This window comes from Flavobacterium sp. LS1R10, from assembly GCF_003968825.1.
In the GTDB taxonomy this organism is placed as follows: Bacteria; Bacteroidota; Bacteroidia; order Flavobacteriales; family Flavobacteriaceae; genus Flavobacterium.
In genome coordinates this window covers 679,362-703,959 of sequence record NZ_RYDH01000001.1, presented here as the reverse complement: position 1 = coordinate 703,959, position 24,598 = coordinate 679,362, and the positions used below count along the sequence as shown (strand labels likewise).

At 35.9% G+C, this 24,598-nt stretch carries 25 protein-coding genes and 2 tRNA genes; 17 read left to right on the top strand and 10 right to left on the bottom strand.

The window, feature by feature from the left end:
- The first annotated feature begins 143 nt into the window (after nucleotides 1-143).
- Nucleotides 144-217: transfer RNA gene (locus EKL96_RS03160), tRNA-Ile, on the top strand.
- A 362-nt stretch (nucleotides 218-579) separates the two neighbouring features.
- On the opposite strand, the gene EKL96_RS03155 is transcribed toward EKL96_RS03160, so the two are convergent.
- The gene (locus EKL96_RS03155; RefSeq protein ID WP_126458074.1) at nucleotides 580-1,167 is read right to left on the bottom strand and encodes a riboflavin synthase; all 588 of its coding nucleotides are present in this window, start codon (nucleotides 1,165-1,167) and stop codon (nucleotides 580-582) included.
- A 57-nt stretch (nucleotides 1,168-1,224) separates the two neighbouring features.
- On the opposite strand from EKL96_RS03155, the gene pdxA reads away from it, so the two are divergent.
- The 10 genes from pdxA to EKL96_RS03105 all read left to right on the top strand — a co-directional run bounded on the left by pdxA (nucleotide 1,225) and on the right by EKL96_RS03105 (nucleotide 8,906).
- Nucleotides 1,225-2,274: a 4-hydroxythreonine-4-phosphate dehydrogenase PdxA gene (gene pdxA, locus EKL96_RS03150; protein WP_126458071.1), complete on the top strand. Its 1,050-nt coding sequence runs from the start codon at nucleotides 1,225-1,227 to the stop codon at nucleotides 2,272-2,274.
- Between the two features lie 85 nt (nucleotides 2,275-2,359).
- The gene (locus EKL96_RS03145) at nucleotides 2,360-2,902 is read left to right on the top strand and encodes a YceD family protein (RefSeq protein ID WP_126458068.1); all 543 of its coding nucleotides are present in this window, start codon (nucleotides 2,360-2,362) and stop codon (nucleotides 2,900-2,902) included.
- A 9-nt stretch (nucleotides 2,903-2,911) separates the two neighbouring features.
- Nucleotides 2,912-3,106: a 50S ribosomal protein L32 gene (gene rpmF, locus EKL96_RS03140; protein WP_007137315.1), complete on the top strand. Its 195-nt coding sequence runs from the start codon at nucleotides 2,912-2,914 to the stop codon at nucleotides 3,104-3,106.
- A 172-nt stretch (nucleotides 3,107-3,278) separates the two neighbouring features.
- Nucleotides 3,279-4,277, top strand: a complete 999-nt coding sequence (locus tag EKL96_RS03135; protein WP_126451979.1) for a beta-ketoacyl-ACP synthase III — start codon at nucleotides 3,279-3,281, stop codon at nucleotides 4,275-4,277.
- A gap of 23 nt (nucleotides 4,278-4,300) precedes the next feature.
- On the top strand, nucleotides 4,301-4,780 hold the full coding sequence (accB, locus tag EKL96_RS03130) for an acetyl-CoA carboxylase biotin carboxyl carrier protein (protein ID WP_126458065.1): 480 nt from the start codon (nucleotides 4,301-4,303) through the stop codon (nucleotides 4,778-4,780).
- A gap of 91 nt (nucleotides 4,781-4,871) precedes the next feature.
- A complete protein-coding gene (gene accC / locus EKL96_RS03125) occupies nucleotides 4,872-6,218 on the top strand; it encodes an acetyl-CoA carboxylase biotin carboxylase subunit (protein WP_126458062.1) in 1,347 nt (448 codons plus the stop codon).
- Nucleotides 6,219-6,484: 266 nt separating this feature from the next.
- A complete protein-coding gene (locus EKL96_RS03120) occupies nucleotides 6,485-6,781 on the top strand; it encodes a hypothetical protein (protein WP_126458059.1) in 297 nt (98 codons plus the stop codon).
- A gap of 35 nt (nucleotides 6,782-6,816) precedes the next feature.
- Nucleotides 6,817-7,113 carry a hypothetical protein gene (locus EKL96_RS03115; protein WP_126458056.1) on the top strand — a complete coding sequence of 99 codons (297 nt, stop codon included), beginning with the start codon at nucleotides 6,817-6,819 and terminating at the stop codon, nucleotides 7,111-7,113.
- Between the two features lie 34 nt (nucleotides 7,114-7,147).
- On the top strand, nucleotides 7,148-7,444 hold the full coding sequence (locus EKL96_RS03110; protein ID WP_126451975.1) for a hypothetical protein: 297 nt from the start codon (nucleotides 7,148-7,150) through the stop codon (nucleotides 7,442-7,444).
- 115 nt (nucleotides 7,445-7,559) lie between these two features.
- On the top strand, nucleotides 7,560-8,906 hold the full coding sequence (locus EKL96_RS03105) for a sigma-54-dependent transcriptional regulator (RefSeq protein WP_126458053.1): 1,347 nt from the start codon (nucleotides 7,560-7,562) through the stop codon (nucleotides 8,904-8,906).
- Here EKL96_RS03105 and EKL96_RS03100 read toward each other — a convergent pair.
- Both EKL96_RS03100 and EKL96_RS03095 read right to left on the bottom strand, forming a co-directional pair.
- On the bottom strand, nucleotides 8,903-11,335 hold the full coding sequence (locus tag EKL96_RS03100; RefSeq protein WP_126458050.1) for a hybrid sensor histidine kinase/response regulator: 2,433 nt from the start codon (nucleotides 11,333-11,335) through the stop codon (nucleotides 8,903-8,905). The genes EKL96_RS03105 and EKL96_RS03100 overlap by 4 nt on opposite strands.
- A 110-nt stretch (nucleotides 11,336-11,445) precedes the next feature.
- Nucleotides 11,446-13,359, bottom strand: coding sequence for an alpha/beta hydrolase family protein (locus EKL96_RS03095; RefSeq protein WP_126458047.1), 1,914 nt, complete (start codon nucleotides 13,357-13,359; stop codon nucleotides 11,446-11,448).
- Nucleotides 13,360-13,592: 233 nt separating this feature from the next.
- Between EKL96_RS03095 and EKL96_RS03090 the strand changes: the two genes are divergently transcribed.
- Both EKL96_RS03090 and mtgA read left to right on the top strand, forming a co-directional pair.
- Nucleotides 13,593-14,705, top strand: a complete 1,113-nt coding sequence (locus EKL96_RS03090; RefSeq protein WP_126458044.1) for an NAD(P)/FAD-dependent oxidoreductase — start codon at nucleotides 13,593-13,595, stop codon at nucleotides 14,703-14,705.
- A gap of 61 nt (nucleotides 14,706-14,766) precedes the next feature.
- A complete protein-coding gene (mtgA, locus tag EKL96_RS03085; RefSeq protein WP_126458041.1) occupies nucleotides 14,767-15,450 on the top strand; it encodes a monofunctional biosynthetic peptidoglycan transglycosylase in 684 nt (227 codons plus the stop codon).
- Between the two features lie 88 nt (nucleotides 15,451-15,538).
- Here mtgA and EKL96_RS03080 read toward each other — a convergent pair.
- Nucleotides 15,539-15,612 (bottom strand) — tRNA-Ala (locus EKL96_RS03080).
- A gap of 125 nt (nucleotides 15,613-15,737) precedes the next feature.
- On the opposite strand from EKL96_RS03080, the gene EKL96_RS03075 reads away from it, so the two are divergent.
- The 4 genes from EKL96_RS03075 to EKL96_RS03060 all read left to right on the top strand — a co-directional run bounded on the left by EKL96_RS03075 (nucleotide 15,738) and on the right by EKL96_RS03060 (nucleotide 18,515).
- The gene (locus EKL96_RS03075) at nucleotides 15,738-16,505 is read left to right on the top strand and encodes an enoyl-CoA hydratase/isomerase family protein (RefSeq protein WP_126458038.1); all 768 of its coding nucleotides are present in this window, start codon (nucleotides 15,738-15,740) and stop codon (nucleotides 16,503-16,505) included.
- Between the two features lie 262 nt (nucleotides 16,506-16,767).
- Complete coding sequence (locus EKL96_RS03070; RefSeq protein WP_126458035.1) at nucleotides 16,768-17,232, top strand: 6-pyruvoyl trahydropterin synthase family protein; 465 nt, start codon at nucleotides 16,768-16,770, stop codon at nucleotides 17,230-17,232.
- Between the two features lie 4 nt (nucleotides 17,233-17,236).
- Nucleotides 17,237-17,989 carry a UDP-2,3-diacylglucosamine diphosphatase gene (locus tag EKL96_RS03065; protein ID WP_126458031.1) on the top strand — a complete coding sequence of 251 codons (753 nt, stop codon included), beginning with the start codon at nucleotides 17,237-17,239 and terminating at the stop codon, nucleotides 17,987-17,989.
- A 229-nt stretch (nucleotides 17,990-18,218) separates the two neighbouring features.
- Nucleotides 18,219-18,515, top strand: a complete 297-nt coding sequence (locus EKL96_RS03060; RefSeq protein WP_126459070.1) for a superinfection immunity protein — start codon at nucleotides 18,219-18,221, stop codon at nucleotides 18,513-18,515.
- A gap of 140 nt (nucleotides 18,516-18,655) precedes the next feature.
- Here the strand turns inward: EKL96_RS03060 and EKL96_RS03055 are convergent, their stop codons facing one another.
- The 6 genes from EKL96_RS03055 to EKL96_RS03030 all read right to left on the bottom strand — a co-directional run bounded on the left by EKL96_RS03055 (nucleotide 18,656) and on the right by EKL96_RS03030 (nucleotide 24,569).
- The gene (locus EKL96_RS03055) at nucleotides 18,656-19,012 is read right to left on the bottom strand and encodes a hypothetical protein (RefSeq protein WP_126458028.1); all 357 of its coding nucleotides are present in this window, start codon (nucleotides 19,010-19,012) and stop codon (nucleotides 18,656-18,658) included.
- A 255-nt stretch (nucleotides 19,013-19,267) separates the two neighbouring features.
- Complete coding sequence (locus EKL96_RS03050) at nucleotides 19,268-20,536, bottom strand: MFS transporter (RefSeq protein WP_126458025.1); 1,269 nt, start codon at nucleotides 20,534-20,536, stop codon at nucleotides 19,268-19,270.
- A 9-nt stretch (nucleotides 20,537-20,545) separates the two neighbouring features.
- Complete coding sequence (gene recJ / locus EKL96_RS03045; RefSeq protein ID WP_126458022.1) at nucleotides 20,546-22,237, bottom strand: single-stranded-DNA-specific exonuclease RecJ; 1,692 nt, start codon at nucleotides 22,235-22,237, stop codon at nucleotides 20,546-20,548.
- A gap of 106 nt (nucleotides 22,238-22,343) precedes the next feature.
- The gene (locus EKL96_RS03040) at nucleotides 22,344-22,688 is read right to left on the bottom strand and encodes a HopJ type III effector protein (RefSeq protein WP_126458019.1); all 345 of its coding nucleotides are present in this window, start codon (nucleotides 22,686-22,688) and stop codon (nucleotides 22,344-22,346) included.
- 13 nt (nucleotides 22,689-22,701) lie between these two features.
- Nucleotides 22,702-23,415, bottom strand: coding sequence for a 16S rRNA (cytidine(1402)-2'-O)-methyltransferase (rsmI, locus tag EKL96_RS03035; RefSeq protein ID WP_126451961.1), 714 nt, complete (start codon nucleotides 23,413-23,415; stop codon nucleotides 22,702-22,704).
- Between the two features lie 77 nt (nucleotides 23,416-23,492).
- Nucleotides 23,493-24,569: a hypothetical protein gene (locus EKL96_RS03030; protein WP_126458016.1), complete on the bottom strand. Its 1,077-nt coding sequence runs from the start codon at nucleotides 24,567-24,569 to the stop codon at nucleotides 23,493-23,495.
- Nucleotides 24,570-24,598 lie beyond the last annotated feature (29 nt).

The window sequence follows — 24,598 nt, the reverse complement described above, 5'->3', positions numbered from 1 at the left end:
GTGTTTTCAGGATAATTCATTTAGTATTCTACTATTCAGCAAGTTTCTGCTTGAAAGCAATGAATCATTGAAATATTATTGAAATCTAAGTCAAAATATTTGGAGTACATGAAAAATAGTAGTAATATTGCACACTCTTAACCGGTCCTATAGCTCAGCTGGTTAGAGCACCTGACTCATAATCAGGTGGTCCCTGGTTCGAGCCCAGGTGGGACCACAGTTTAAGTTTAAAAGCCTTCAAAATTATTTTGAAGGCTTTTTTTTAAAACCGAAGCTAAAAAAATGCATCACAAATTAGAAATGATAATAAAGCACATTTTAGATTTAATAAATATTTTGTATCATTAATTGTGCTATTTATGAAGATTGGAACAAATAAATTTATTTTTTTAATCGTTTTCTTTTTTGCCTTTGCGAATAGCACAATTGCTCAGACTCCTCCTCCTCCTCCTCCGGAGCCCCCTACTGCGGTTCCTATAGATGAATACATTTATATCGCAATTATAGTCTCGTTGATTTTTGGCACAATGCTGATATATAACAGTGTAAAAAAAAACCTTAAATAAAGAGTGTTTTGTATTATTGGGTTTTGTAAAGCCTAGTCACGTATTTACCAATGACATCAAATTCAAGATTTATTTTTGTGCCAACTTCAAAAGTTTTAAAATTAGTATGTTCGTATGTATAAGGAATAATGGCGACACTAAACTGATTTTTCTTTGAGTTCACAACCGTTAAGCTGACGCCGTTTACCGTAATGGATCCTTTCTCAATGGTAATGTTGTTCCAATTTTCCTCATATTCAAAAGTGTAAAGCCAGCTGCCGTTGGTCTGCTCGGCAGTGATGCAGGTGCCCGTTTGGTCTACATGCCCCTGAACAATATGTCCGTCCAGCCTATCTCCCAGCTTCATTGCTCTTTCCAGATTGATACTGTCTCCAACTTTCCAATCCGATAAATTTGTTTTTTTTATAGTTTCGTCTATTGCGGTTACGGTATAAAAAGTGTCGTTGATAGCAACAACCGTAAGACAGACCCCGTTATGTGCCACGCTTTGATCTATCTTAAGTTCAGTGGTAATTGATGCATTTATGGTAATATGAACGTTATTTTTTTCTTTTTTTATTTCTTGGATGATACCAAGGGTTTCTATGATTCCTGTAAACATTTCTTGTTTTTTTTACTAAATTTGCACTTCAAAATTAGCAATAAATAACGGTATGTCATTATGAAAAAAGCAGAAAATATAATTGTCGGAATTTCTATTGGAGATTTAAACGGTATTGGAAGCGAAGTTGTTTTAAAAACATTTGAGGATTCTCGCATGTTAGAGTTGTGCACTCCAGTTATCTTTGCTAATGTCAAGTTGTTGTCTTTTGTTAAAAAAAGTTTTCAATCAACATCTTTGCTCCACGGGATCGACAAATTAGATCAAATCGTATTAGGCAAAATCAATGTATTAAACCTCTGGAAAGAAGGTGTGGATTTAAATCTTGGCAAGGATGATTCTAAGGCAGGGGAATATGCTATAAAATCATTTATTGCAGCGACGAAAGCACTCAAAGAAGGTGTTATAGACGTTCTGGTAACAGCACCAATAAATAAATTCAATATACAATCAGACGATTTTAAGTTTCCGGGCCATACGGATTACCTAGACCAAGAACTAGAAGGCAATGCCTTGATGTTGATGGTTCAGGATAATTTGAGAATAGGATTGCTGACAGATCATATTCCGCTTAGTGAAGTCGCCTCACAGCTAACGGAAGAATTGATTGTGCGAAAAATCGAAACGGTCAGACAGACTTTGATCAAAGATTTTGGCATTAATAAACCCAAAATAGCAGTTTTAGGTTTAAACCCGCATTGTGGAGATGGCGGAGTCATAGGGACAGAGGATGACTTGATTATAAAACCTACATTAAAAAAAATGTTCGACAAAGGGATCTTAGTATTTGGTCCATTTGCTGCAGATGGTTTCTTTGGCAGTAATCAATACGAGAAATACGATGCCGTTATAGCAACCTACCACGATCAAGGATTGATTCCTTTCAAAACATTATCTTTTGGAAAAGGAGTAAATTATACTGCAGGCTTGCATAAAATAAGAACCTCACCAGATCACGGCACCGCTTATGATATAGCAGGCAAGGGAATAGCTGATTTTAACTCCTTCAAAGAGGCTGTATATCTGGCAATAGACATTTATCATTCCAGAAATCAATATGCAGAAATTAGCAAAAAACCATTGAAAACAAAAGAAAAGCAGTTGTGAACAAAAAAAAGTGAATAACATTATTAGATTTGCAATAATTTTATATCTTTGCACTCCCGAAGTTTAAGGGAAAATTGTTGTTGAAATGAAGAACACAAAAGAATATTTAATTCCTTTTATAGGATTAAAGCTAGGGAAACATCATTTTGAGTATCAAATCAGTAATGCGTTCTTTGAAATCTTTGATTATGATGAATATCAAGATTCAAAGATCAAAGTAAATGTAGTTTTAGAGAAAAAAAGCACACTGTTAGAGTTGCGTTTTAATCACAAAGGGGCTGTAAATGTGCCATGTGATCTTACCAGCGAAGATTTTGATCTGCCAATTGAGGGCGAAATGAAATTAATCGTTCGTTTTGATGAGGTTTACAATAATGACAACGACGAATTATTGATTTTGCCCCACGGAGAGTTTGAAATAAATATTGCACAATATATCTATGAAATGATTGTGCTGTCAGTCCCTTTAAGACGCGTTCATCCGGGCATACAAGATGGAAGTTTAAAGACTGAAGCCTTGACAAAACTCAATGAATTGACGATAAAGGAAGAAAAAGAAGAAAATAAAGAAGAAGAAAATATTGACCCGCGTTGGGACAAGTTAAAGCAACTATTAACGGATAAATAATATAGTAAAATGGCACATCCTAAGAGAAAAATCTCCAAAACAAGAAGAGATAAAAGAAGAACACATTACAAAGCTACTGTAGCACAGATTGCTACTTGTCCAATTACTGGAGAAGCACATTTATACCACAGAGCGTATTGGCATGAAGGTAAAATGTACTACAGAGGGCAAGTTGTTATAGATAAATCTGTAGCTGTTGCATAATACATTTTTTGTAAATGATATTCGAACTCTCACATCGTGAGAGTTTTTTTGTTGTTTGTAATTTTCGTTAAATAAGAAGTTCTAATTCAAAGAGAATGGAATTTTTTTTGTAATTTTCAAGTCTTTTAAAAATTTTCAAATGGTACCATTTGACTAGAAATAAACGCATACAATGAATACAATCACAGCCGCAATAACCGCTGTTGGAGCCTATGTTCCAGACTTTGTACTAACGAACAAAGCTCTTGAAGCCATGGTCGACACCAATGACGAATGGATCACCTCTCGTACAGGAATAAAAGAAAGAAGAATCCTTAAAGACAAGGACAAGGGAACTTCTTTTTTGGCCATAAAAGCCGCGCAGGATTTATTGGCCAAAGCGAACATTGACCCTTTAGAGATCGATCTACTAATTATGGCAACCGCAACGCCCGACATGCCAGTAGCGTCAACAGGCGTATATGTAGCAACCCAAATTGGAGCCACAAATGCTTTTGCTTATGATTTGCAGGCTGCTTGTTCCAGTTTTTTGTTTGGGATGTCAACAGCTGCTGCTTATATTCAATCCGGAAGGTATAAAAAAGTACTCTTAATTGGTGCTGATAAAATGTCTTCTATCGTGGATTATAAAGACCGATCTACTTGTATTATTTTTGGAGATGGTGCTGGTGCAGTACTCTTTGAACCTAACTATGAAGGATTAGGATTGCAGGATGAATACTTGCGCAGTGATGGAATTGGCAGAGATTTTCTTAAAATTGATGCCGGCGGATCACTTAACCCTGCCTCTTTTGAAACGGTAAGAGACAACAAACACAACATTATTCAAGACGGGAAAACAGTGTTTAAATACGCCGTAACCAATATGGCAGATTCAAGCGAATTAATTTTGAAAAGAAATAATCTGACAAATGAAGATGTCGATTGGCTGGTTCCTCATCAAGCCAATAAACGTATAATTGATGCGACAGCCAACAGAATGAATTTAGAAGAATCTAAAGTATTAATGAATATCGAAAAGTACGGAAATACAACTTCTGCCACTTTACCATTAGTGCTTAGTGATTTTGAACATCAGTTCAAAAAAGGAGATACGATAATTTTGGCTGCTTTTGGAGGTGGATTCACTTGGGGATCTATTTATCTAAAATGGGCATACGACAAAAAATAAATTTAAACTAAAAACAAATAATTATGGATTTAAAAGAAATTCAAAATCTAATCAAGTTTGTCGCAAATTCAGGAGTTGCAGAAGTTAAACTAGAGATGGATGACGTGAAAATCACCATCAGAACAACCTTAGAAGGAAATGTCACTGAGACTACTTATGTACAGCAAATGCCCGCTCAAGGAGTGCTTCAGCAACCATTAGCTCCACAACAAGTGGCTCCCGTTGCAGTTGTTCCGGCAGTACCTGCGATAGAAAACGCTCATTTCATCACTATAAAATCTCCAATTATTGGAACTTTTTATAGAAAACCATCTCCGGATAAACCGATGTTTGTTGAAGTAGGTAAAAGCATCGCTAAAGGAGATGTTCTTTGCGTAATAGAAGCTATGAAGTTATTTAACGAAATTGAATCTGAAGTTTCTGGTAAAATCGTAAAAATATTGGTTGACGATATGTCGCCAGTTGAATTTGACCAACCTTTATTCTTAGTAGATCCATCATAAGAAATTATAAATTATAAATTTTGAATGATGCTTTTTCATTATTTGAAATAATTTAAAATTTAAAATTCAACATTTAAAATTGCAAAACAAGATGTTTAAAAAAATATTAATTGCAAATAGAGGAGAAATTGCGTTACGCGTAATTAGAACTTGCAAGGAAATGGGGATCAAAACAGTAGCGGTGTATTCTACTGCAGATGCCGAAAGTTTACATGTAAGGTTTGCTGACGAAGCCGTTTGCATAGGACCACCTCCAAGCAACTTGTCCTATTTGAAAATGTCAAATATAATTGCCGCCGCAGAAATTACAAATGCAGATGCAATACATCCAGGATATGGATTCCTTTCTGAAAACTCTAAGTTTTCTAAAATTTGTCAAGAACATGGAATCAAATTCATTGGAGCTTCTCCAGAAATGATTGATAGAATGGGAGATAAAGCTTCTGCAAAATCGACTATGATAGAAGCGGGTGTTCCTTGTGTTCCGGGTTCAGTTGGGATTTTAGAATCCTATGAACAAGCGCTACAGCTTTCAAGAGATTTTGGCTTTCCCGTAATGCTTAAAGCTACTGCCGGTGGTGGTGGAAAAGGGATGAGAGCAGTTTGGAAAGAAGAAGATTTGTTGAAAGCCTGGGAAGATGCCCGTCAGGAATCAGCCGCAGCTTTTGGAAATGACGGAATGTATTTGGAGAAATTAATCGAAGAACCTCGTCATATTGAAATTCAAGTTGTAGGAGATGCATACGGAAAAGCCTGTCATCTTTCAGAAAGAGATTGTTCTGTTCAAAGACGTCACCAAAAATTGACCGAGGAAACTCCATCACCGTTTATGACCGATGAATTGCGTCAGAAAATGGGGGAAGCAGCTGTAAAAGCAGCCGAATATATTAAGTATGAAGGTGCTGGAACGGTTGAGTTTTTGGTGGATAAAAACCGTAACTTTTATTTCATGGAAATGAATACCCGTATTCAAGTGGAGCATCCTATTACAGAACAGGTTATTGATTACGACTTAATTCGGGAACAAATTATGGTTGCTGCCGGAATATCTATTTCAGGTAAAAATTATTTACCACAGTTGCACGCCATCGAATGTAGAATTAATGCAGAAGATCCTTATAATGATTTCCGTCCTTCTCCAGGAAAAATTACAACACTTCACATGCCCGGTGGACATGGTGTTCGTTTAGACACTCACGTTTATTCAGGATATACAATTCCGCCAAATTACGATTCTATGATTGCAAAGTTAATTACTACTGCACAAACTCGTGAAGAAGCAATTAGTAAAATGAGAAGAGCCTTAGACGAATTTGTGATTGAAGGAATAAAAACTACCATTCCTTTTCACAGACAGTTGATGGATGATCCTCGCTATATTGCAGGTGATTACACAACCGCTTTTATGGATACGTTCAAAATGAACGACCCAGAATAGCAGATTTACATATCTATAATAAAAAACCTTGCAGCGATGCAAGGTTTTTTTGTTTAGAACCACTACAAAAAAACAAAGCGGGTAATTTATACCCACAACACGCTACGTTTTACCCACATTTCTCCTTATTAAAAAAAAACATATTTCATTAAACACCTCTATTACAGATATTTAATGACACAGCGCCTTCCTTTATAACTCTGGTACAATTATTTCAATTACTTGAACAATAATAAGTAACAATAATAATCTATAAATAAAACAGTATGAAAAAGTTAATGGTATCAGCAGCAATTGTAATAGCGAGTTTTTCAACATATACAACTACAGCTCAAACAACAACTACACCAGCAAAAACAGCCTCAATTCAAGAAGAATATATTGAAGTGAAAAATGAAGAAGTGCCGGAAGCTGTAACAAAAGCGTTAAAAACGGCTTACCCAGATGCAATTCTAGACAAAGCATATACAAATGCAAATAAAGAATATAAACTGGATGTGACTGTTGGGGACAAAAAAGGAAATCTTTTTGCAGATGCTACTGGGAAATGGATTCAAAAATAAAGCATTAAAACAATAACAATTTAAAAAAAAACACTATGAAAAAGTTAATTTTATCAGCAGCAATTATTTTAGGAAGTATGACAGCATTTGCCACTACAGTTCCAACTTCAAATGAACTAGTACAAACGCTATCCATTCAAGAGGAATATGTAGAGGTACAAGTAGAAAATGTTCCGGATGCTATTAAAACCGCTTTACTAGCAGCACATCCAGACGCTGTTCTGGACAAAGCACACGTAAATGCTAACAAAGAGTATAAATTAGAAGTGACTGCAGCAGCGAAAAAAGTTATTCTTTTTGCAGATGAAACTGGGAAATGGATTCAAAAATAAAGCATCAAAACAATAACAATTTAAAAAAAATACTATGAAAAAGTTAATTTTATCAGCAGCAATTATTTTAGGAAGCATGTCCGCATTTGCAACAATACTTCCCGTTCAAAACCCACAAAATCAATCGGTTTTACTACAAGAGGAATATACTGAAGTACAAGCAGAAGCAGTTCCTCAAGCAATAAAAACAGCTATGGAAAAAGCATATCCCGGAGCAATTCTGGGAAAAGCATACATCAATAAAAATAAAGAATACAAACTAGAAATTACAGTTGGAGACCAGAATGCTACTGTTTATGCGGATGCTGAAGGAAACTGGATAAATAAATAATTTAGGTGAGTTTTTGTTTAAAAAGAGAGATTGTTTTAACAGTCTCTCTTTTTTTGCAAAAAATTAGCTAAATACAAATTTAATACCTTTATTTTAGCCATAAAGTTAAAATACAATGGCTAAAATTTTATTGATTGAAGATGATGTTGCTTTTTGTAAATTATTAGAAAAATTTCTGGTAAAAAACGATTATGAAGTAACGGCTACATTTTCAGCTGAAGAAGCAAAATCTCAAATCAAAAACAATGAATTTGACCTCATCATTACGGATTTACGACTTCCAAATTATGATGGAATTAAACTTATGTCAGAAATCAAGAGTACCCATCCTAATGTTCCCGTCCTCTTAATGACGGGATATTCTGATGTGAATACTGCTGTAAAAGCCATGAAAAATGGGGCGGCAGATTATATTTCTAAACCATTCAATCCCGAAGAAGTTTTATTGGTTATTCAAAATTCTCTTCAAATGGAAACGCACACTAATTCTGATAAAGTAATTTCTGAACCTAAAACTGACAATAAAAAAAATAAAAAACCGACTAGTGAATTTGTGAAGGGGATCTCAAAAGCATCTCAAAAACTGGCAGAATATATCCAACTCGTCAGCCCAACAAATATGTCAGTTTTAATCATCGGCGAAAGCGGAACGGGAAAGGAAGTTATTGCCAAAGGCATTCACCAGAACAGCTCCAGAACAAACAATAATTTCATTGCCGTAGACTGTGGATCGATCCCAAAAGAATTAGCTGCAAGTGAGTTTTTTGGCCATGTAAAAGGATCTTTTACGGGAGCCATAAATGATAAAATTGGATTTTTCGAGGCAGCAAACAGAGGTACATTATTTCTTGACGAAATAGGGAATCTTTCCTATGAAAATCAAATCCAACTATTGAGAGCACTCCAAGAAAGAAAAATTAAGCCTGTAGGAAGCAATAAAGAAATTGATGTAGACATCAGAATCATCACAGCCACAAACGAAGACTTACGGGAAGCGGTAAAAAATGGGACATTCAGAGAGGATTTGTACCATAGAATAAATGAGTTCTCTATACATTCCCCCTCTTTGGTAGATCGTGACGAAGATTTGATGCTCTTTTCTGATTTTTTTCTTGAAAAATCAAATCAGGAATTAAACAAAAAAATCATTGGGCTTTCTGCTGAAGTAGTTACAATTTTTCAAAACTACAGATGGCCGGGAAATCTGCGTGAGCTTCAAAATTGCATCAAAAGGGCCACGCTCTTGTCACAAGGAGATTTCATTGAAAAATCAGCACTACCCACAGAATTTTTTCAAAATGAAAACCTAGACACCTTTGATCTGTCTTTGTCTCAAAACGAAAAAGAAATCATTCAGGAAGCTTTAGCTAAAACCAATAACAACAAAACAGAAGCTGCTAAATTATTGAAAATCAACAGAAAAACACTGTACAATAAATTAAAATTATACAATATCAATTAGTTTAATTCCTTTTCTAACAGGACAAAAAGAACTGTTATTTTGAGCTTCAAATTAATTGAAGCCATTTTTACCTCTTCAAGTGTTAAGTCTTCTTGCTCTAATACATCTAGAATAACACTGATTTCTGATGCGCTAATTTGCTTGAACATGGGCCCCATTTTATGAGCTGTATTCTTAATCTCCATAAAATCAATGTTTGAAACTGACCGATCTAAATTTTCTAAATTCTCTGCCGTACTTTTTATAAATGAGAGTAACACTTCTTTTAAAGCAACTATATCATTAGATAAAAAAGCGTTCAAGACTTTTAATGAATAAGGCCTTTCCCCCTTTGTTTGCTTGCTTTTTAGAATTGCTTCAAAGGGAACTGCGTCATTGTTCAAAATAGACTGTAGTGTTTTTAGCAGTATATTAGGAGAATAGGGCTTGCTGATTACAGTGGTAAATCCTGCGGTTGTGTAGTTGTTCAGATTTAAATCATTTCTTCCGGTGACCGCTATTACAGGTTGTTTTTCATACTCGTATTTGGGATTATCTATGAGTTCTTTCAAAAATAAAAACCCGTCCATAACTGGCATTTGAATATCGGTGATAATCAAATCAAAGGTAATATTTGATAGCGCATCAAGAGCTTCTTTTGCACTAGCAAAAGGGAATACAATATATTGGTTTTGTTTTAAAACTTCAGTTGTTAATTTCAACAAGCTTTCATCGTCATCTATCAGTATGGCTGTATAGTGCTTTTTTGACGGATTCGCAGTAGTCTGTTTTTCGGAAACCGTGACATCAAAAAGTAAGGGGATTTGGATTGTAAACAAACTTCCCTTTCCTAATTCACTTTTCAAATGCAAAGCACCGCCTAGAATCGCTGTCATTTTTTTAGAAATGGTAAGTCCTAATCCTGTCCCGCCATATTTTTTCTCTATATTCTTATCGGCTTGAATGAATTCCTCAAAAATGAGTTCTTGGTTTTTTTCTGCTATTCCAATCCCGGAATCTTCTATTTGTATCGCTATCAATTGTGTTTCCAAGTAGATTTCAACACTAATTTTTATGAATCCTTTTTCAGTAAACTTGAACGCATTTCCAATAAGGTTTGATACTATTTGTCTTAAACGAAAAGGATCCCCAATGATTTTTTTTTCGAGATTAGGGTCAATTTCAACAATCAGTTGAATTGGTTTTTGTGCATAAACGGATTGAATGCTATTTGCCACTTCATAAATCATCTCGTACAGCGAAAACGGGATTTTTTCTATCGTGATTTTCCCAGCTTCAATTTGAGTAAAATCCAATAGATCCTGAACCAATTGTGAAATATAATCGGAGGAACCTTTGATGTTCTTGGTGTAATAGCATTGTTTACTGCTTAAATCGGAATTTCCCAATAATTCCGTATAGCCAATAATCGTGCTTAAAGGGGTTTTCAGGTCGTGGCTTACAGTTGCAATGAGTTGCTCCCGACTAATAAGTAATTTTTTGGATTTTAGATTTGCCTCCTCCAATTGTTTCTTATAGGATTGGGTTTTTGAGTAATCATTTAGAATTATAATCAAAAAAAACAAAGTAAGCAATAATCCAATTATAGCCGCAGAGGTTACAATTTGATTCGTTTTTGCTAAGGAATTCTCTCTATCCGAATAGTTTTTTGTGGTGTTTATTATAATTTCCCGTTCTATAGTGTTAAGGACTTTTCTTAGCTGGTCAGAGATTGAAAGTTCATTTTGCAATAATTTATTTTCCTCAAAATTCAATAATTTTTTCTTTCGGGATGTTTCTCTTTTTACCTCATTTAATAAATTTTTAGAAACCGTCAAAATAGAATCGGTTGCTTTTTTACTTAACGTATTGGTACTATCATCCGGAATGTTTTGATTTAAGTAGGCAACATATTTCTGAAGGACATTTCGTTGATAAATTCCCATTCTGGCGGGATCTTTTACAAAATCTTCTAATTCCAGTTTCCGCAAGGAAGACTCCATTTTAGTCAAATCACCAATCGCGTCGTCCACCGCATCTTCATTTTCAGTTTTATTTTTAATAAGTTTAAGTTGCTGAATATTTATCGTTTTCTTAGATAGCAATTGCTTGACACTGTCTAGTAAAGTGATTTGGTGTGGTGTGGAGACAAACAATTTCAAGGAATCAATTTCTGCTTTTAACAGCATATTTTTCTTCATATAGTTGTTAAAATCTTTTTCTGATTCTGATTGAATGGCTATTCGAGCTAAATTTTCCGTTTCATATGTATCAGAGAGCAAGTTGCTAACCCGTAAAATAGTATTGCTTTCCTCGGTAATTCTTTCTTCGGTTTTTGAAAAATTCTTGTTCTCGGAGTATAAAAACCAGCCCACACTGGCAAAAAGCACCGCCAAAACCAGATAACTCAGGAAAACTTTTATCGGAATATAACTTTTTTTGTTATTCATTTTTCAAAGATAAAAATTACAAAATTATTTAAAGTTAAGGTATTCAAAATATTTTGACACAAACAAAAAACCCCACGAAAAAGTGAGGCTTCCTATTTTTAAAATGATTTCTACAAGGTTTCTTTGAGCCATTTGAAAAATTCACCTTGCCAAACCTGCGCATTTTGAGGTTTCAGTACCCAGTGATTTTCTTCCGGGAAATACAAAAATCTACTTTTTATTCCTCGTAATTGTGCTGCTTGGAACGCTTCCTGTCCTTGTCCTATTGGTACACGAAAATCTTTTCCGCCTTGAATAATTAAAATAGGTTTGTTCCATTTCTCTACCAGAGTCATTGGGTTGAATGTCGTGTAGGTTTTTTGCGCTACAGCATTGTCTTTTTCCCAGTACGCACCGCCAAAATCCCAATTGCTAAAGAAAACTTCTTCGGTAGTCCCAAACATGCTTTGGGTGTTAAAAACACCATCATGGGCAATGAAGGTTTTGAATCGGTTGTTGTGCATTCCGGCCAGATAGAAAACAGAATACCCACCGTAACTGGCACCAACGCATCCTAAACGAGTGGCATCAACATATTTTTCCTTAGCAATAGCATCAATCGCTGACAGGTAGTCATCAATTACTTGTCCGCCCCAATCTTTGCTGATTTGCTCATTCCATTCCACGCCATGACCTTGCATTCCACGACGGTTAGGAGCCACAACAATATAGCCGTTGGCAGCCATCAGCTGTAAATTCCATCGGAAGGAATAAAATTGTGTCAATGGAGATTGAGGTCCGCCTTGACAATACAAAAGCGTTGGGTATTTTTTTGAAGCATCAAAATTAGGAGGAAGAACCACCCAAACTAACATTTTTTTGCCATCTGTTGTCGTTACATATCTTCTTTCGGTTTTGCTTAGCGCCAAAGAATTATAAATTGTAGTATTGACATTAGACAGTTGTTTCCAAGTCTTTTTCTTCAGATTATAAGAAAAAAGTTCTGCCGCATGATTCATGTCGGTTCTCGTTACAATGATATTATCACCGGAAAACCCAACTAAATCATTGACATCAAATTCTCCATTGGTGACTTGGCGAACGGTAATTGCTCCCGAAGCTTCTGGATTGGTCAGACCAGGAAAATTAACTTCAAACAACTGCTTTGTTCCGTCTACAGGGGCAACAAAAAATATTTTTTCCCCGTCACTACTCCAGATGAAATTGTCTACTGTTCCATCCCAATTGGCCGTTAAGTTCATTTTCATTCCTTTGAAACTAACTATCAGGTCGTTTTTATCTGCCTCATACCCATCTCGTTTCATTTGCAACCAAGTCAAATTTCCGGTTGGAGAAAATTGTGGAGCGGTATCATATCCAAGGTTTTCTTCCGTTCTATTGCTGGTTTTCCCAGTTTTCAGGTTGTATTCATAGATATTGGTGTTGGTAGAAAGAGCATAGTCAGTTCCTGCTTTTTTCTTGCTTACGTACAGAATACTTTTGCTGTCTGGCGACCAAATGTAATCTTCATCACCACCAAAAGGTTTTTGTGGACTGTCGAAATTTTCGCCTTTCAGAATGTCAATTCCCATGGCGCCTTCTTTGTTTTCTTTATAAAAAACATGGTTGTATTTGCCTTCATTCCAGGTATCCCAATGACGATAATTCAATCCGTCATAGATTTGAACATCTGATTTTACTAATTCTGGATAAAAATCTTTTCCATGAACGTTCTCCATTTTTACTTCTTCATTGTAAACGATATATTTCCCGTCAGGAGAACTGTTTTTATCTTTTAACAGGGCTGCGGTATCTTTTACTTCGGTTGGATTTCCGCCATTTACGGGTAAAGTGTAGAATTTTGTATCCGATTTATTTTCTTGAACAGAAGGAGTTGTTACTTTATACACTACATTTTTTCCATCTTTGGAAATGCCTAAAGGGGTTACTCTTCCTAGTTTCCAGAGCAGTTCTGGAGTCATTACATTTTGTGCCATAGCATTTAAACTCATCATTAATAAAGGTATAAATAGGAATTTGTTCATTTTAATAATTTATTTTTTCGAATGCTAAAATTAGCCAATTTAATTTGATGTTTTTTTGTTTTTAATACTTGTTTTTTAGCCCCGATAAAAGTGGAAATCCCTTTGTTTTTTTCTTTAAAAAATAAAAGATTACTTCACACTACTTTTATTTTAATTGGAGTTCAGTGAATTTATTTAGAACGGATAGCGGTATTAGCTCCAAAAAATTATTATTTTTATAAAAATATTTAAACATGGATTTGAGCTATTGGGAGTTGAAAAACTGGTTTACTGATGTAAATTATACCATCGTAGGAAGCGGTATTGTGGGCTTACATGCTGCATTACGCTTGCGCGAAAGATTCCCTGAAAGCAAAATTCTAGTGTTGGAAAAAGGAATGTTGCCGCAGGGCGCGAGTACTAAAAATGCCGGTTTTGCTTGTTTTGGAAGTCTCTCAGAAATCATCGATGATTTAAAATCCCACTCGGAAGAGGAAGTCATTCATCTCGTTCAAAAACGGTGGCAAGGCTTGCAGTTGTTGCGAAAAAGATTGGGTAATGACACGATAGATTTTAAACCGTACGGCGGATATGAGTTGTTTTTAAAAGCAGATGAAAGTAGCTATAATGAATGTGCTGGAAAATTACCATTTATCAATGAAATCTTAAGACCACTTTTCAAAGCCGATTTTTTCGCCATGGAAGTAAACTGTTTTGGGTTTAGCGGGATACAGGAATATTTAGTTTTCAATCCGTTTGAAGCACAAATAGATACCGGAAATATGATGCAGGCGTTGTTGAAAGAAGCGGTTTCTAAAAATATTTTAATCCTGAATCAACAAACCGTTACCTCCTATTTCGACAACGGTAATAAAGTGGAAGTGGCACTTGCTGATTTTAGTTTTAGTACCCAGAAAATACTGTTTGCAACAAATGGTTTTGCTAATACATTGACAAATGGTGCGGTTAAACCGGCCAGAGCACAAGTTTTAATTACGGAGCCTATCAAAAACTTAAATATAAAAGGAACTTTTCACTTGGATAGAGGGTATTATTATTTTAGGAATATTGGCGATAGAATACTACTGGGCGGAGGAAGAAATCTGGATTTTGAAACGGAAAATACAACTGAATTTGGACAAACAGAAATTGTCCAAAATAAATTGGAACAATTATTAAAAGAAGTAATTTTGCCGAATCAGGATTTCCAAATTGCACACCGTTGGAGCGGCATTATGGGTGTTGGTAACAGCAAAAGTCCTATCGTTTCACAACTGTCAGACAATGTCTATTGCGGTGTACGATTGGGTGGAATGGGAGTGGCAATAGGGAGTTTAATTGGAACAGAATTAGCAGATTTAGTATAATGGCAACGAAAATAACACCCAGGAAATCAAAACAACCCATTAAAAAAAAACAACCTCTTTTATGAGCAAACTAATTCGTTTTTTATTCAAAATATTGTTGTGGTTCATCGGACTCTCTTTATTTTTTGTGGTATTTTTTAAATTTGTACCCGTTCCGTTTACCCCATTAATGGTGATTCGTGCAATTGAAAATAAAACTGCAGGAAAAGAAGTTTTCTTCAGCCACGACTGGGAACCTATTGAAAACATCTCGATGAATCTTCAAAAAGCCGTGATTGCCAGTGAAGATGGAACGTTCCTGAAACATAATGGTTTTGATTTTGTAGCCATGCAAAAAGCGTATAAAAGCAATGAACGAGGCCGAAGAATAAAAGGAGGAAGCACAATATCACAACAAACGGCCAAAAACGTATTTCTTTGGCAAGGCCGCAGTTATTTGAGAAAAGGATTGGAAGCATATTTCACTCTTCTGATTGAAATCATTTGGGGAAAGGAACGCATTATGGAAGTCTACTTGAACAGTATCGAAATGGGAAATGGTGTCTATGGAGCTCAAGCAGCCACCGAACATTGGTATCGAAAAGATGCTTCCAGTTTAACACTAATCCAGGCTGCAGGAATAGCCGCGATATTACCCAATCCAAGAAAATATTCGGCGACTAGTTCTTCCACGTATATCAACAGGCGAAAAGCTAAAATTGTACGCGTGATGCGACAAGTAGGAAAAATTGAATATCCAAAATAGTTTTTAGCAGTCTTAAAAAGTAATCAGATAATTTCTAAAAATAAAAAACCGTAAACTCTTAATTAAAAGATTTTACGGTTTTGTTTTGTGGAGAATATCGGATTCGAACCGATCACCTCTTGCCTGCCAGGCAAGCACTCTAGCCAAATGAGCTAATCCCCCAAACTAGTTCGCAAATATAACATATAAATTTCCCAAAAAGCAAATTTCAAAATACAAATCCATTCTATTTGAAAAAAAGTCAAATCCTCCTTTACTTTTTTTAACTTTACATCAAAATCCCCACTATGGTATCAGAAAACCCAATAGGTTCGCTCTTCACAACTATTGATAATAAAATTGCAACCGTTACATTTGCTCATCCTTCGAGTAATTCTTTTCCGAGAGAATTGTTAGATCGACTCACTACTGAATTCAATAATTTAAGTGCCGATCCAGCCGTTTCGGTGATAGTTATACAAAGTGAAGGCTCGGGTGCTTTTTGTGCGGGTGCTTCTTTTGATGAACTTTTAGCTGTTTCCAATGAAGAAGCAGGAACACAATTTTTTTCTGGATTTGCGCATTTGATCAATGCAATGCGTTCATGTTCCAAGCTTATCGTCGGGCGCATTCATGGAAAAGCAGTTGGTGGAGGCGTAGGAATTGCTTCCGCCTGTGATTATGCATTGGCGACAAAAAATGCATCAATAAAACTATCAGAATTGGCCATCGGAATTGGTCCCTTTGTAATAGAACCTGTCGTTTCGAAGAAAATCGGAAAAACGGCAATGGCCGAAATGACCCTCGCAGCCCATGAATGGAAAACCACTGATTGGGCGGTAGCCAAAGGATTATACGCTAATACTTTTGAAACCATAACAGAACTGGATGCCGCAATAGCTGATTTCACTGGTAAATTATCCGGTTACAATCCAGAAGCTTTATTGGAGATGAAAAAGGTTTTCTGGGAAGGAACGCAACATTGGGATACATTGTTGATAGAACGCGCCGCGATTTCGGGTAAATTGGTGTTGTCTGATTTTACCAGAAAAGCATTGTCCCAATTCAAAAAGTGATTTTCGAAGGATTTATTCTGAATTTATTTCAGGAGCTATTTCCTGCTGTACACTATATCTTTTTATAAGGTGAAAAAAAATCACCTTATAAAAAGGATGCCGTTTCCATCAGGGCTAGAACATTTGTGGATTATCAAATTCGGATAACAAACAAAATAATTTCATCCTATCTCCCTCCACTTTGGGGAGGGTTGGGGAGGGAAAATATTTACATCCCATTTCTCATATCAATTTGCTAAATTTGCATCAAAATTAAACTCCAATGAGCAATATCAGAATTACTAAACAATTTAGTTTCGAAACCGGACACGCCTTATATGGCTATGATGGGAAATGTAAAAATGTCCACGGACATAGTTATAAATTGTCAGTAACGGTAATTGGAACCCCAATTTCAGATCGCTCTAATGTGAAATTTGGAATGGTGATTGACTTCACGGATTTAAAGAAAATTGTAAAAGAAGAAATAGTAGATCAATTTGACCATGCGACTGTTTTCAACGGAACAACCCCGCATATCGAATTGGCAAACGAATTAATAGTTCGCGGACACCATGTTATTTTAGTAGAATACCAACCAACAAGCGAAAATATGGTAGTTGATTTTTCTCAAAGAATCATCAGAAGATTACCCGAAGGAATCACCCTTTTCTCTTTGAAATTACAAGAAACCGAATCTTCTTTCGCGGAATGGTTTGCCAGTGATAATGTAAAATCCATACTGTAACTTCATGCAATTACCCAATAACAAAAAGATATATTTTGCCTCCGACCAGCATTTTGGAGCACCAACACCCGAATTGAGTTTCCCGAGAGAACAAAAATTCGTAGCTTGGCTCGACGAAGTAAAAGACGATGCTGAAGCTATTTTTCTATTGGGCGATTTATTTGATTTTTGGTTCGAATACAAAACCGTAGTTCCAAAAGGGTTTATCCGTATTTTAGGTAAATTGGCCGAAATCCGAGACAGTGGAATCCCTATTTATTTCTTCGTGGGAAACCATGATTTATGGATGGAAGATTATTTTCAGAAGGAATTGAACATTCCAGTTTTTCATGACAATCAAGAATATACTTTTGGAGATAAAACATTCCTTATTGGCCACGGTGATGGAAAAGGTCCCGGTGATTTAGGGTACAAACGCATGAAAAAAGTGTTTGCCAATCCGTTTTTCAAATGGCTTTTCAGATGGTTGCATCCGGATATTGGAGTTAAACTGGCGCAATACCTGTCCGTAAAAAACAAACTGATCTCTGGTGATGAAGATGTGACTTTTCTGGGTGAAGACAATGAATGGTTAATTCTGTATTCCAAAAGAAAATTAGAAACCAAACACTACAATTACCTTATTTTTGGCCATCGTCATTTGCCTATGAAAGTAACAGTAGGAGAAAATGCCGAATATGTGAATTTAGGTGACTGGATTACGTATTTTACTTATGGTGTTTTTGACGGTGAGAATTTTGAGATTAAAAAGTATTAATAAATTTTCGAGTGTTTTAGTATTGACTTCCTATTTTTATTGCATAAAAAACTTATAAATATCCGAATGCTTCTCCGTTGACGTTTTCTTTTTTTGTATATTTGATTTAGGTAATATTTGATTGATTCGATTTTCAATCTCTATAAATTTGGCAGGATTGTGCTGATCATGTCATATCTATAAACGAGTTGGTGTACAGTTTAGTAGAAATTAATCTTAAATAGAAAATATGCAAACAATCATTATAATTTCATTAATAGCTCTTTATTTTTTACCCAGTATTTTAGGTTATAAATTAAGAAATGCGGGTTCAATAATCATTTTAAACTTTCTATTAGGTTGGACTGTTATTGGTTGGATAGTAGCTTTAATATGGTCTGTTTCAAACGATAAAAACAAGAATATTGTAGTTAAACCAACAAATAGCGCATCAAATGAATTAACCCAATTGAAAAAACTTTTTGATGATGGAGTTTTGACGAAAGAAGAATTTGACGCACAAAAAACCAATATACTTAAAAAATAATATGGAAAAATATTTAGAATTAGCAAAAAGAGAGATTGAATATTTAAAACGTGATTCCCCCAGCTGGCACGAGCACCTCGCTCGTGTCTAAAATTACAAACTGTTTATAAAAGATTGAAGTTGAAATTAATAACTCAACCCTAATTCATTCCCTCTCCATACAAATAATCATCTAGATTTATTTTAAACAAAGTGCCTTCTACCAAATCTTTTACGGCATCTAATTCTTCCATGGAAACGGCCAAATCAATTTGGGAACAAGGTGTTTTTAGTAAAAATTTGTGGCATTTGTTTTTCAGTTCACAATCGTCGCAGCATCTGTTTTGGATATAGCTGTCTTCAATACAACGCTTAAATAGTTGCAGTTCCTGTTGGGTAAAATAAAAACCCATTTCTCTAAAAACCAATTGGACTTTGTCCAGTACAACGTCATTATCTTTTCTCCAGTAGAAAGCAGTGCCTAAATTGTTATGATATATTTGTTTTATTTCTTGCATGTTTCATTAGTTTGAAGCAAATATAAGTATTATTTATATTTGTTCTAAATAATAAAACATAAAAAAGCATAAAAGTTTGGTAAAATAATCTTGAAATTTTTTTAAAATAGAATGTATAATGCCATTCTACTTTTGTAATTAACAACCGTGCAGTTTGTCATTTCGACGAAGGAGAAATCACATCAAGTTATTCAAATTGTGTGATTCCCCCTTGTCGGACACGAGTGATAGCAAACTGGCGAAGCAATGACAATATTACTCGCTCTTTTCATGTTCCTCAATATCTTTTTGCAAGTCCAGTTTTCTAAAAGTAGGGAATACAGCTCCTGTAATAAATACGGTAATCAGTGTCATGCTTCCACCAAAGACCACTGCGCTAACAGTTCCCATCAGCTTTGCGGTTAATCCACTTTCGAAAGCACCCAATTCATTAGAGGAACCCACAAATATAGAATTCACGGCTGCAACTCGGCCTCTCATGTGATCCGGAGTTTTCAATTGCAAAATAGTTTGGCGTATCACCACCGAAATCCCATCGAAAACACCGCTTAAAAATAAAGCCGCAACTGACAACCAAAAAATCGATGAAAGTCCAAAAACGATAATACAAATCCCAAACGCAAAAATTGCCGATAACAATTTCATACCCGCATTTTTGGTAAAAGGAATATAAGCGGATATTATTAGCATCAAAAATGCGCCAACTGCCGGTGCGGCTCTCAAAACACCAAATCCTTGGGGACCGACTTTCAAAATATCCTGTGCAAAAATGGGTAACAGCGCTACAGCTCCTCCAAAAAGGACGGCAATCATATCTAGTGATAAAGCACCTAAAATCGTTTTATTGTTGTAGACAAACTTCACACCTTCCTTCAAACTTTCCATAATGGGTTCGCCAATTTTTGGATTCAAAATAGGTTTCGTTGCAATTTGGGTTAAAGCGATTAACGCAAAAAGTGAACACCCCAAAACGATGGACATGGACCAATGAACACCAATCCAATTGATCGAAAAACCGGCTACCGCAGGTCCTAAAACGGAACTTATTTGCCAAACAGAACTGCTCCAAGTGGCAGCATTGGGATATAATTTTTTAGGAACAATCAAAGACAAAAGAGAAAATATCGTCGGGCCAAGAAAAGCACGAACCAATCCGCCTAAAAACACGAAAAAGTAAATAGAATATAAAATAGTTTGGGTAGAAAAGTCTTTTATAAAGGGTGGCCATGTAAATAAAAACAAGCCCAAACTAATAATTGAAAATCCTAATATGCATTTAAATAGCAATCCTTTTTTCTCCTTTTGATCGACTATATGTCCGGCAAATAAAGCCATTGAAATGGCTGGAATAACTTCCATTAATCCAATAATTCCTAAGGACAACGGGTTTTTGGTTAAACTGTAGACTTCCCATTCAATGACAATAAATTGCATCGACCAGCCAAAAACCATAGCAAAACGCAATAACAAAAAAATATTGAATTCTTTATACCGCAGTGCCGAATACGGGTCTTTTTTTTTCATAACAAATAATCATTCTTTAATATCTCGCAATCGCAATTGCAAGCTTGTTTTTCCTTTCCATTCGTTCTCATCAATGCAATAGACCGCTTGAAAAGGTTTTTGATGCGTAGTCAGTTCCATTTTGTCACCTAAGTTAAAACCAATTGCAGCAATACCTTCGGAATTATTTTGTTTGACAAAAAGTTTTAGGTGTTCCTCTTCTTGACCCATAGGTTTTCCATAACCAGTGTCTTTGATGTTTTTAGTCAGGAAAATTGGGGTCATATTTTGTGGTCCGTACGGTTCAAATTGTTTCAGAATCCGAATTAATTTTGGAGTAATATCCGCAAAATCAATCTCGGCGTCAACTGCAATTTCGGGTGTCAACATATCCGAATGAATGGTTCTTTCCACTTCTTTTTCGAAAGCGTCTTTAAAGATTTGATAGTTTTCTGCCGCCAATGTCATTCCCGCAGCATACATGTGACCGCCAAATTGTTCCAAATATTCTGTACACGCTTCGAGTGCATTATACACATCAAATCCTTTTACGGATCGTGCCGAAGCCGCATATTTATCCCCACTTTTGGTAAAAACAAGTGTTGGTCGATAATAGGTTTCTATCAATCGGGAAGCAACAATTCCTATTACTCCTTTGTGCCAATCTTCTTGAAAAACTACGGAAGTAAAACGTTCTTTTTCATTATTTTCCTCAATCTGTTGCAACGCTTCTTTGGTAATTAATTTATCTAAATCTTTTCGTTCAGAATTATATGCCTCAATTTCAGAAGCAAATTGTTGGGCTTGCTCAAAATTAAATTCGGTTAGTAATTCTACCGCATGATTGCCGTGTTTGATCCGTCCGGCAGCGTTTATTCTGGGAGCGATGATGAAAACAACATCGGTAATGTCTAAGGTTTGTTTTTTTATCTGGTGGATTATAGCTTTGATTCCTGGTCTTGGATCCGTGTTTATAACTTGCAGTCCAAAATAAGCCAGCACCCGATTTTCTCCGGTCATCGGAACGATATCAGCGGCAATGGCAGCCGATACTAAATCCAGATACGGAACCAAATCCTCAATTGTCTGGTTTCGGTTGACACCCAAAGCCTGAATCAATTTGAAACCTATTCCACAACCACACAACTCATCATAAGGATAATTACAATCATCACGTTTTGGATCGAGAACAGCAACGGCTTCAGGCAGAGAATTTCCTGGTCTATGGTGGTCACAAATGATAAAATCGATGTTTTTTGCTTTGGCATACCCCACATGATCAATGGATTTTATACCACAATCCAAAGCGATGATAAGTGAAAACCCATTGTCATCAGCAAAGTCAATTCCCTTAAATGAAATTCCGTACCCTTCATCATAACGATCCGGAATGTAAGTCGCCACGTTTGGATAATAGGTTTTTAAATAGGAAGAAACGAGAGAAACTGCGGTGGTACCATCGACATCATAATCGCCAAAAACAAGAATATTTTCCTCATTTTCAATTGCTTTTTCGATTCTAGAAACTGCTTTTTCCATATCTTTCATCAAGTACGGATCGTGCAAATCATCTAAACTCGGACGAAAAAAGCGTCTGGCATCTTCAAAAGTTTCAATGCCGCGTTGCACTAATAAAGTGGCTACAAAATCTTCTACATTCAATGCTTTCGCCAAATCTTGAACGGCATTTTCGGAAGGTTTTGGTTTTAGGGTCCAACGCATATTGATTTGGGATTATAAAATTGTATTAGGAATTTTGTCAGGTCGAGCGCAGTCGAGACCAACTGATGTGTCTCGACTGCGCTCGACCTGACATCGGATTGTAATTTTATTTTGAAACCAAAGCACTTCCGTAAAATGCAATTCCATCCCATCCGGTTTTCATGAAATTGCGGATGTTTTGGTGATCTGTTCCGTTTGGATTTTGCAAAACATCTTCGTAATAATACGCTCCAAAACAGGCTAATGTTGGTGCTTCTGATAAACTTTGAATTTCAGCGAAAGCGAACAACTTGCAAGATCCTGAATTTTCTCCAGCTGCATTGTGTTGCAAACCATTCTCAAATGCTGTAGGAGTAAAATCGTAGTTATCTTCAATTGTTGCGATGGTTTCTGCAAACGTGATCATTTCTGGCGTTTGCTTTAATTTATATAAAAAGGATTCTAAATTCATAGTTTTTTATGGGTTATTCTTCTTCCGAAAATTTACTTTTTTTAGGTTCTTTAGTGATAGTTTTTCCACTGATCACGACGACAATTTCACCTCTTGGTGCTATTTTATTAAAATGATCGACCACTTCTTTCACGCTTCCGCGAACATTTTCTTCGTGTAGTTTGGATAATTCTCTGGAAACCGATATTTGGCGGTCTTCGCCAAAAAAGGTAATGAATTCCGCTAAAGTTTTTACTAATTTATGTGGAGAAACATATAAAATCATCGTTCTGGTTTCTTCTGCCAACGCTAAATATCTAGTTTGGCGTCCTTTTTTATCAGGCAAAAAACCTTCGAAAACAAATTTATCATTGGGTAAACCGCTGTTGACTAATGCCGGAACAAACGCCGTTGCACCCGGTAAACATTCCACATCAATTCCGTTTTCAACACAAGCGCGGGTCAGTAAAAAACCAGGATCAGAAATCGCTGGCGTTCCTGCATCTGAGATTAAGGCGATATTTTCTCCGGCTTTTAACCTCGAAATTAAATTCTCGATGGTTTTGTGTTCGTTATGCATGTGATGGCTGTACATGTGAGTGCCAATTTCGAAATGCTTTAACAATTTTCCGCTTGTACGCGTATCTTCGGCGAGAATCAAATCGACTTCTTTAAGAATCCGAATCGCTCGAAAAGTCATATCTTCGAGATTGCCAATAGGCGTAGGAACGATGTATAATTTTGACATAGATAAAATAATTAAATACAAAATTTAAAGAAAGTCTGTATTTGTTCAAATGTATATTCAGAACAATTCAAGGCGATTTACAAAAATTTTTTCTCTATAATATCCATAAAACGTTCTTCATACTCTTGTTTTCCTTCCCAGTTGTTATAGTCCGGTTTTACCATTTCCTGGATAAAATCTCTAGTTTCATAGAAGGTATCAAATGTGATTAATTGATTTAAAACGCGGTTGTAATCTTCGCTGCTGTTTCCAAAAAGATGTTTTATAAAAGCAATGCGGTCATTTAAATCGATATTGATTCCTTTGGCTAATTTTTCGTTCAGCGAAACTATTTTTGGCTCTACTTTTTCGGTTGGTGCTGCGGGAGTACTTTCTGATTCCGGTTCTTCAGGTTGTAGATTTTCTTTTGGAGTTTCAATAACTATTGCTGTTGGAATGTTATCTACTTGCTGTTTTTTTACAAAAAGCGTGTCGTGATAATTGCCTCCTAATAAATCCTCAAAAGAGATTTGCACCGCTTGCGCTTTCTTTGGCATTTCCAATTCCGTCTGCGTTTCTTCTTCCTGTGATAATTCAAAAGCAGGTTCAAAAGGCGCTTCCGGTTCTGCTGTCTCATCCTCTGCTTCCGTTTCCGTAGCAACAACTGTTTCGCCGACTACCATTTCCTCTTCTTTTTCATGCTCCTCAAGTAGCGCTTCGGCTTGCTCTAAAGGCATTTCGATAGTTTTCTCAGCAGCTGCTTCCTCAATAATTATTTCCTCTTCAGGAATTTTATCAGCTTCAGTTTCTTGGACTTCCACGGCACTTTCTTCTTCCGTTGCAACTGGATCCGGTTCCTCTGAAGGAGTTATTTCTTGGGTTTGTTCCAAAGTCGTTTCTACTGTTTCTTCAACTATTGTTTCTTCTAGTACCGCAACTGTTTGTGGTTGAACGGAATCAGTTGTATCAAAAACAGCTGCGATTTCTCTGCTGATTTCCGTTATACCAATGGTTGGTTTTGCTTCACTGAAATGTTCGTCCACAAATCGTAAGACAGAAAGTTTTTCATATAACTTCTGTGTTTCCAGATATAATTGATTGATATCAGATTTATTCTTTAGCTGTAATATTCTGTGTGCAATGCTGATTAAATCGGCTTCCAATTTTTTTTTCATGTCTGTTGAAATTATAGGGTGTTAAGCGG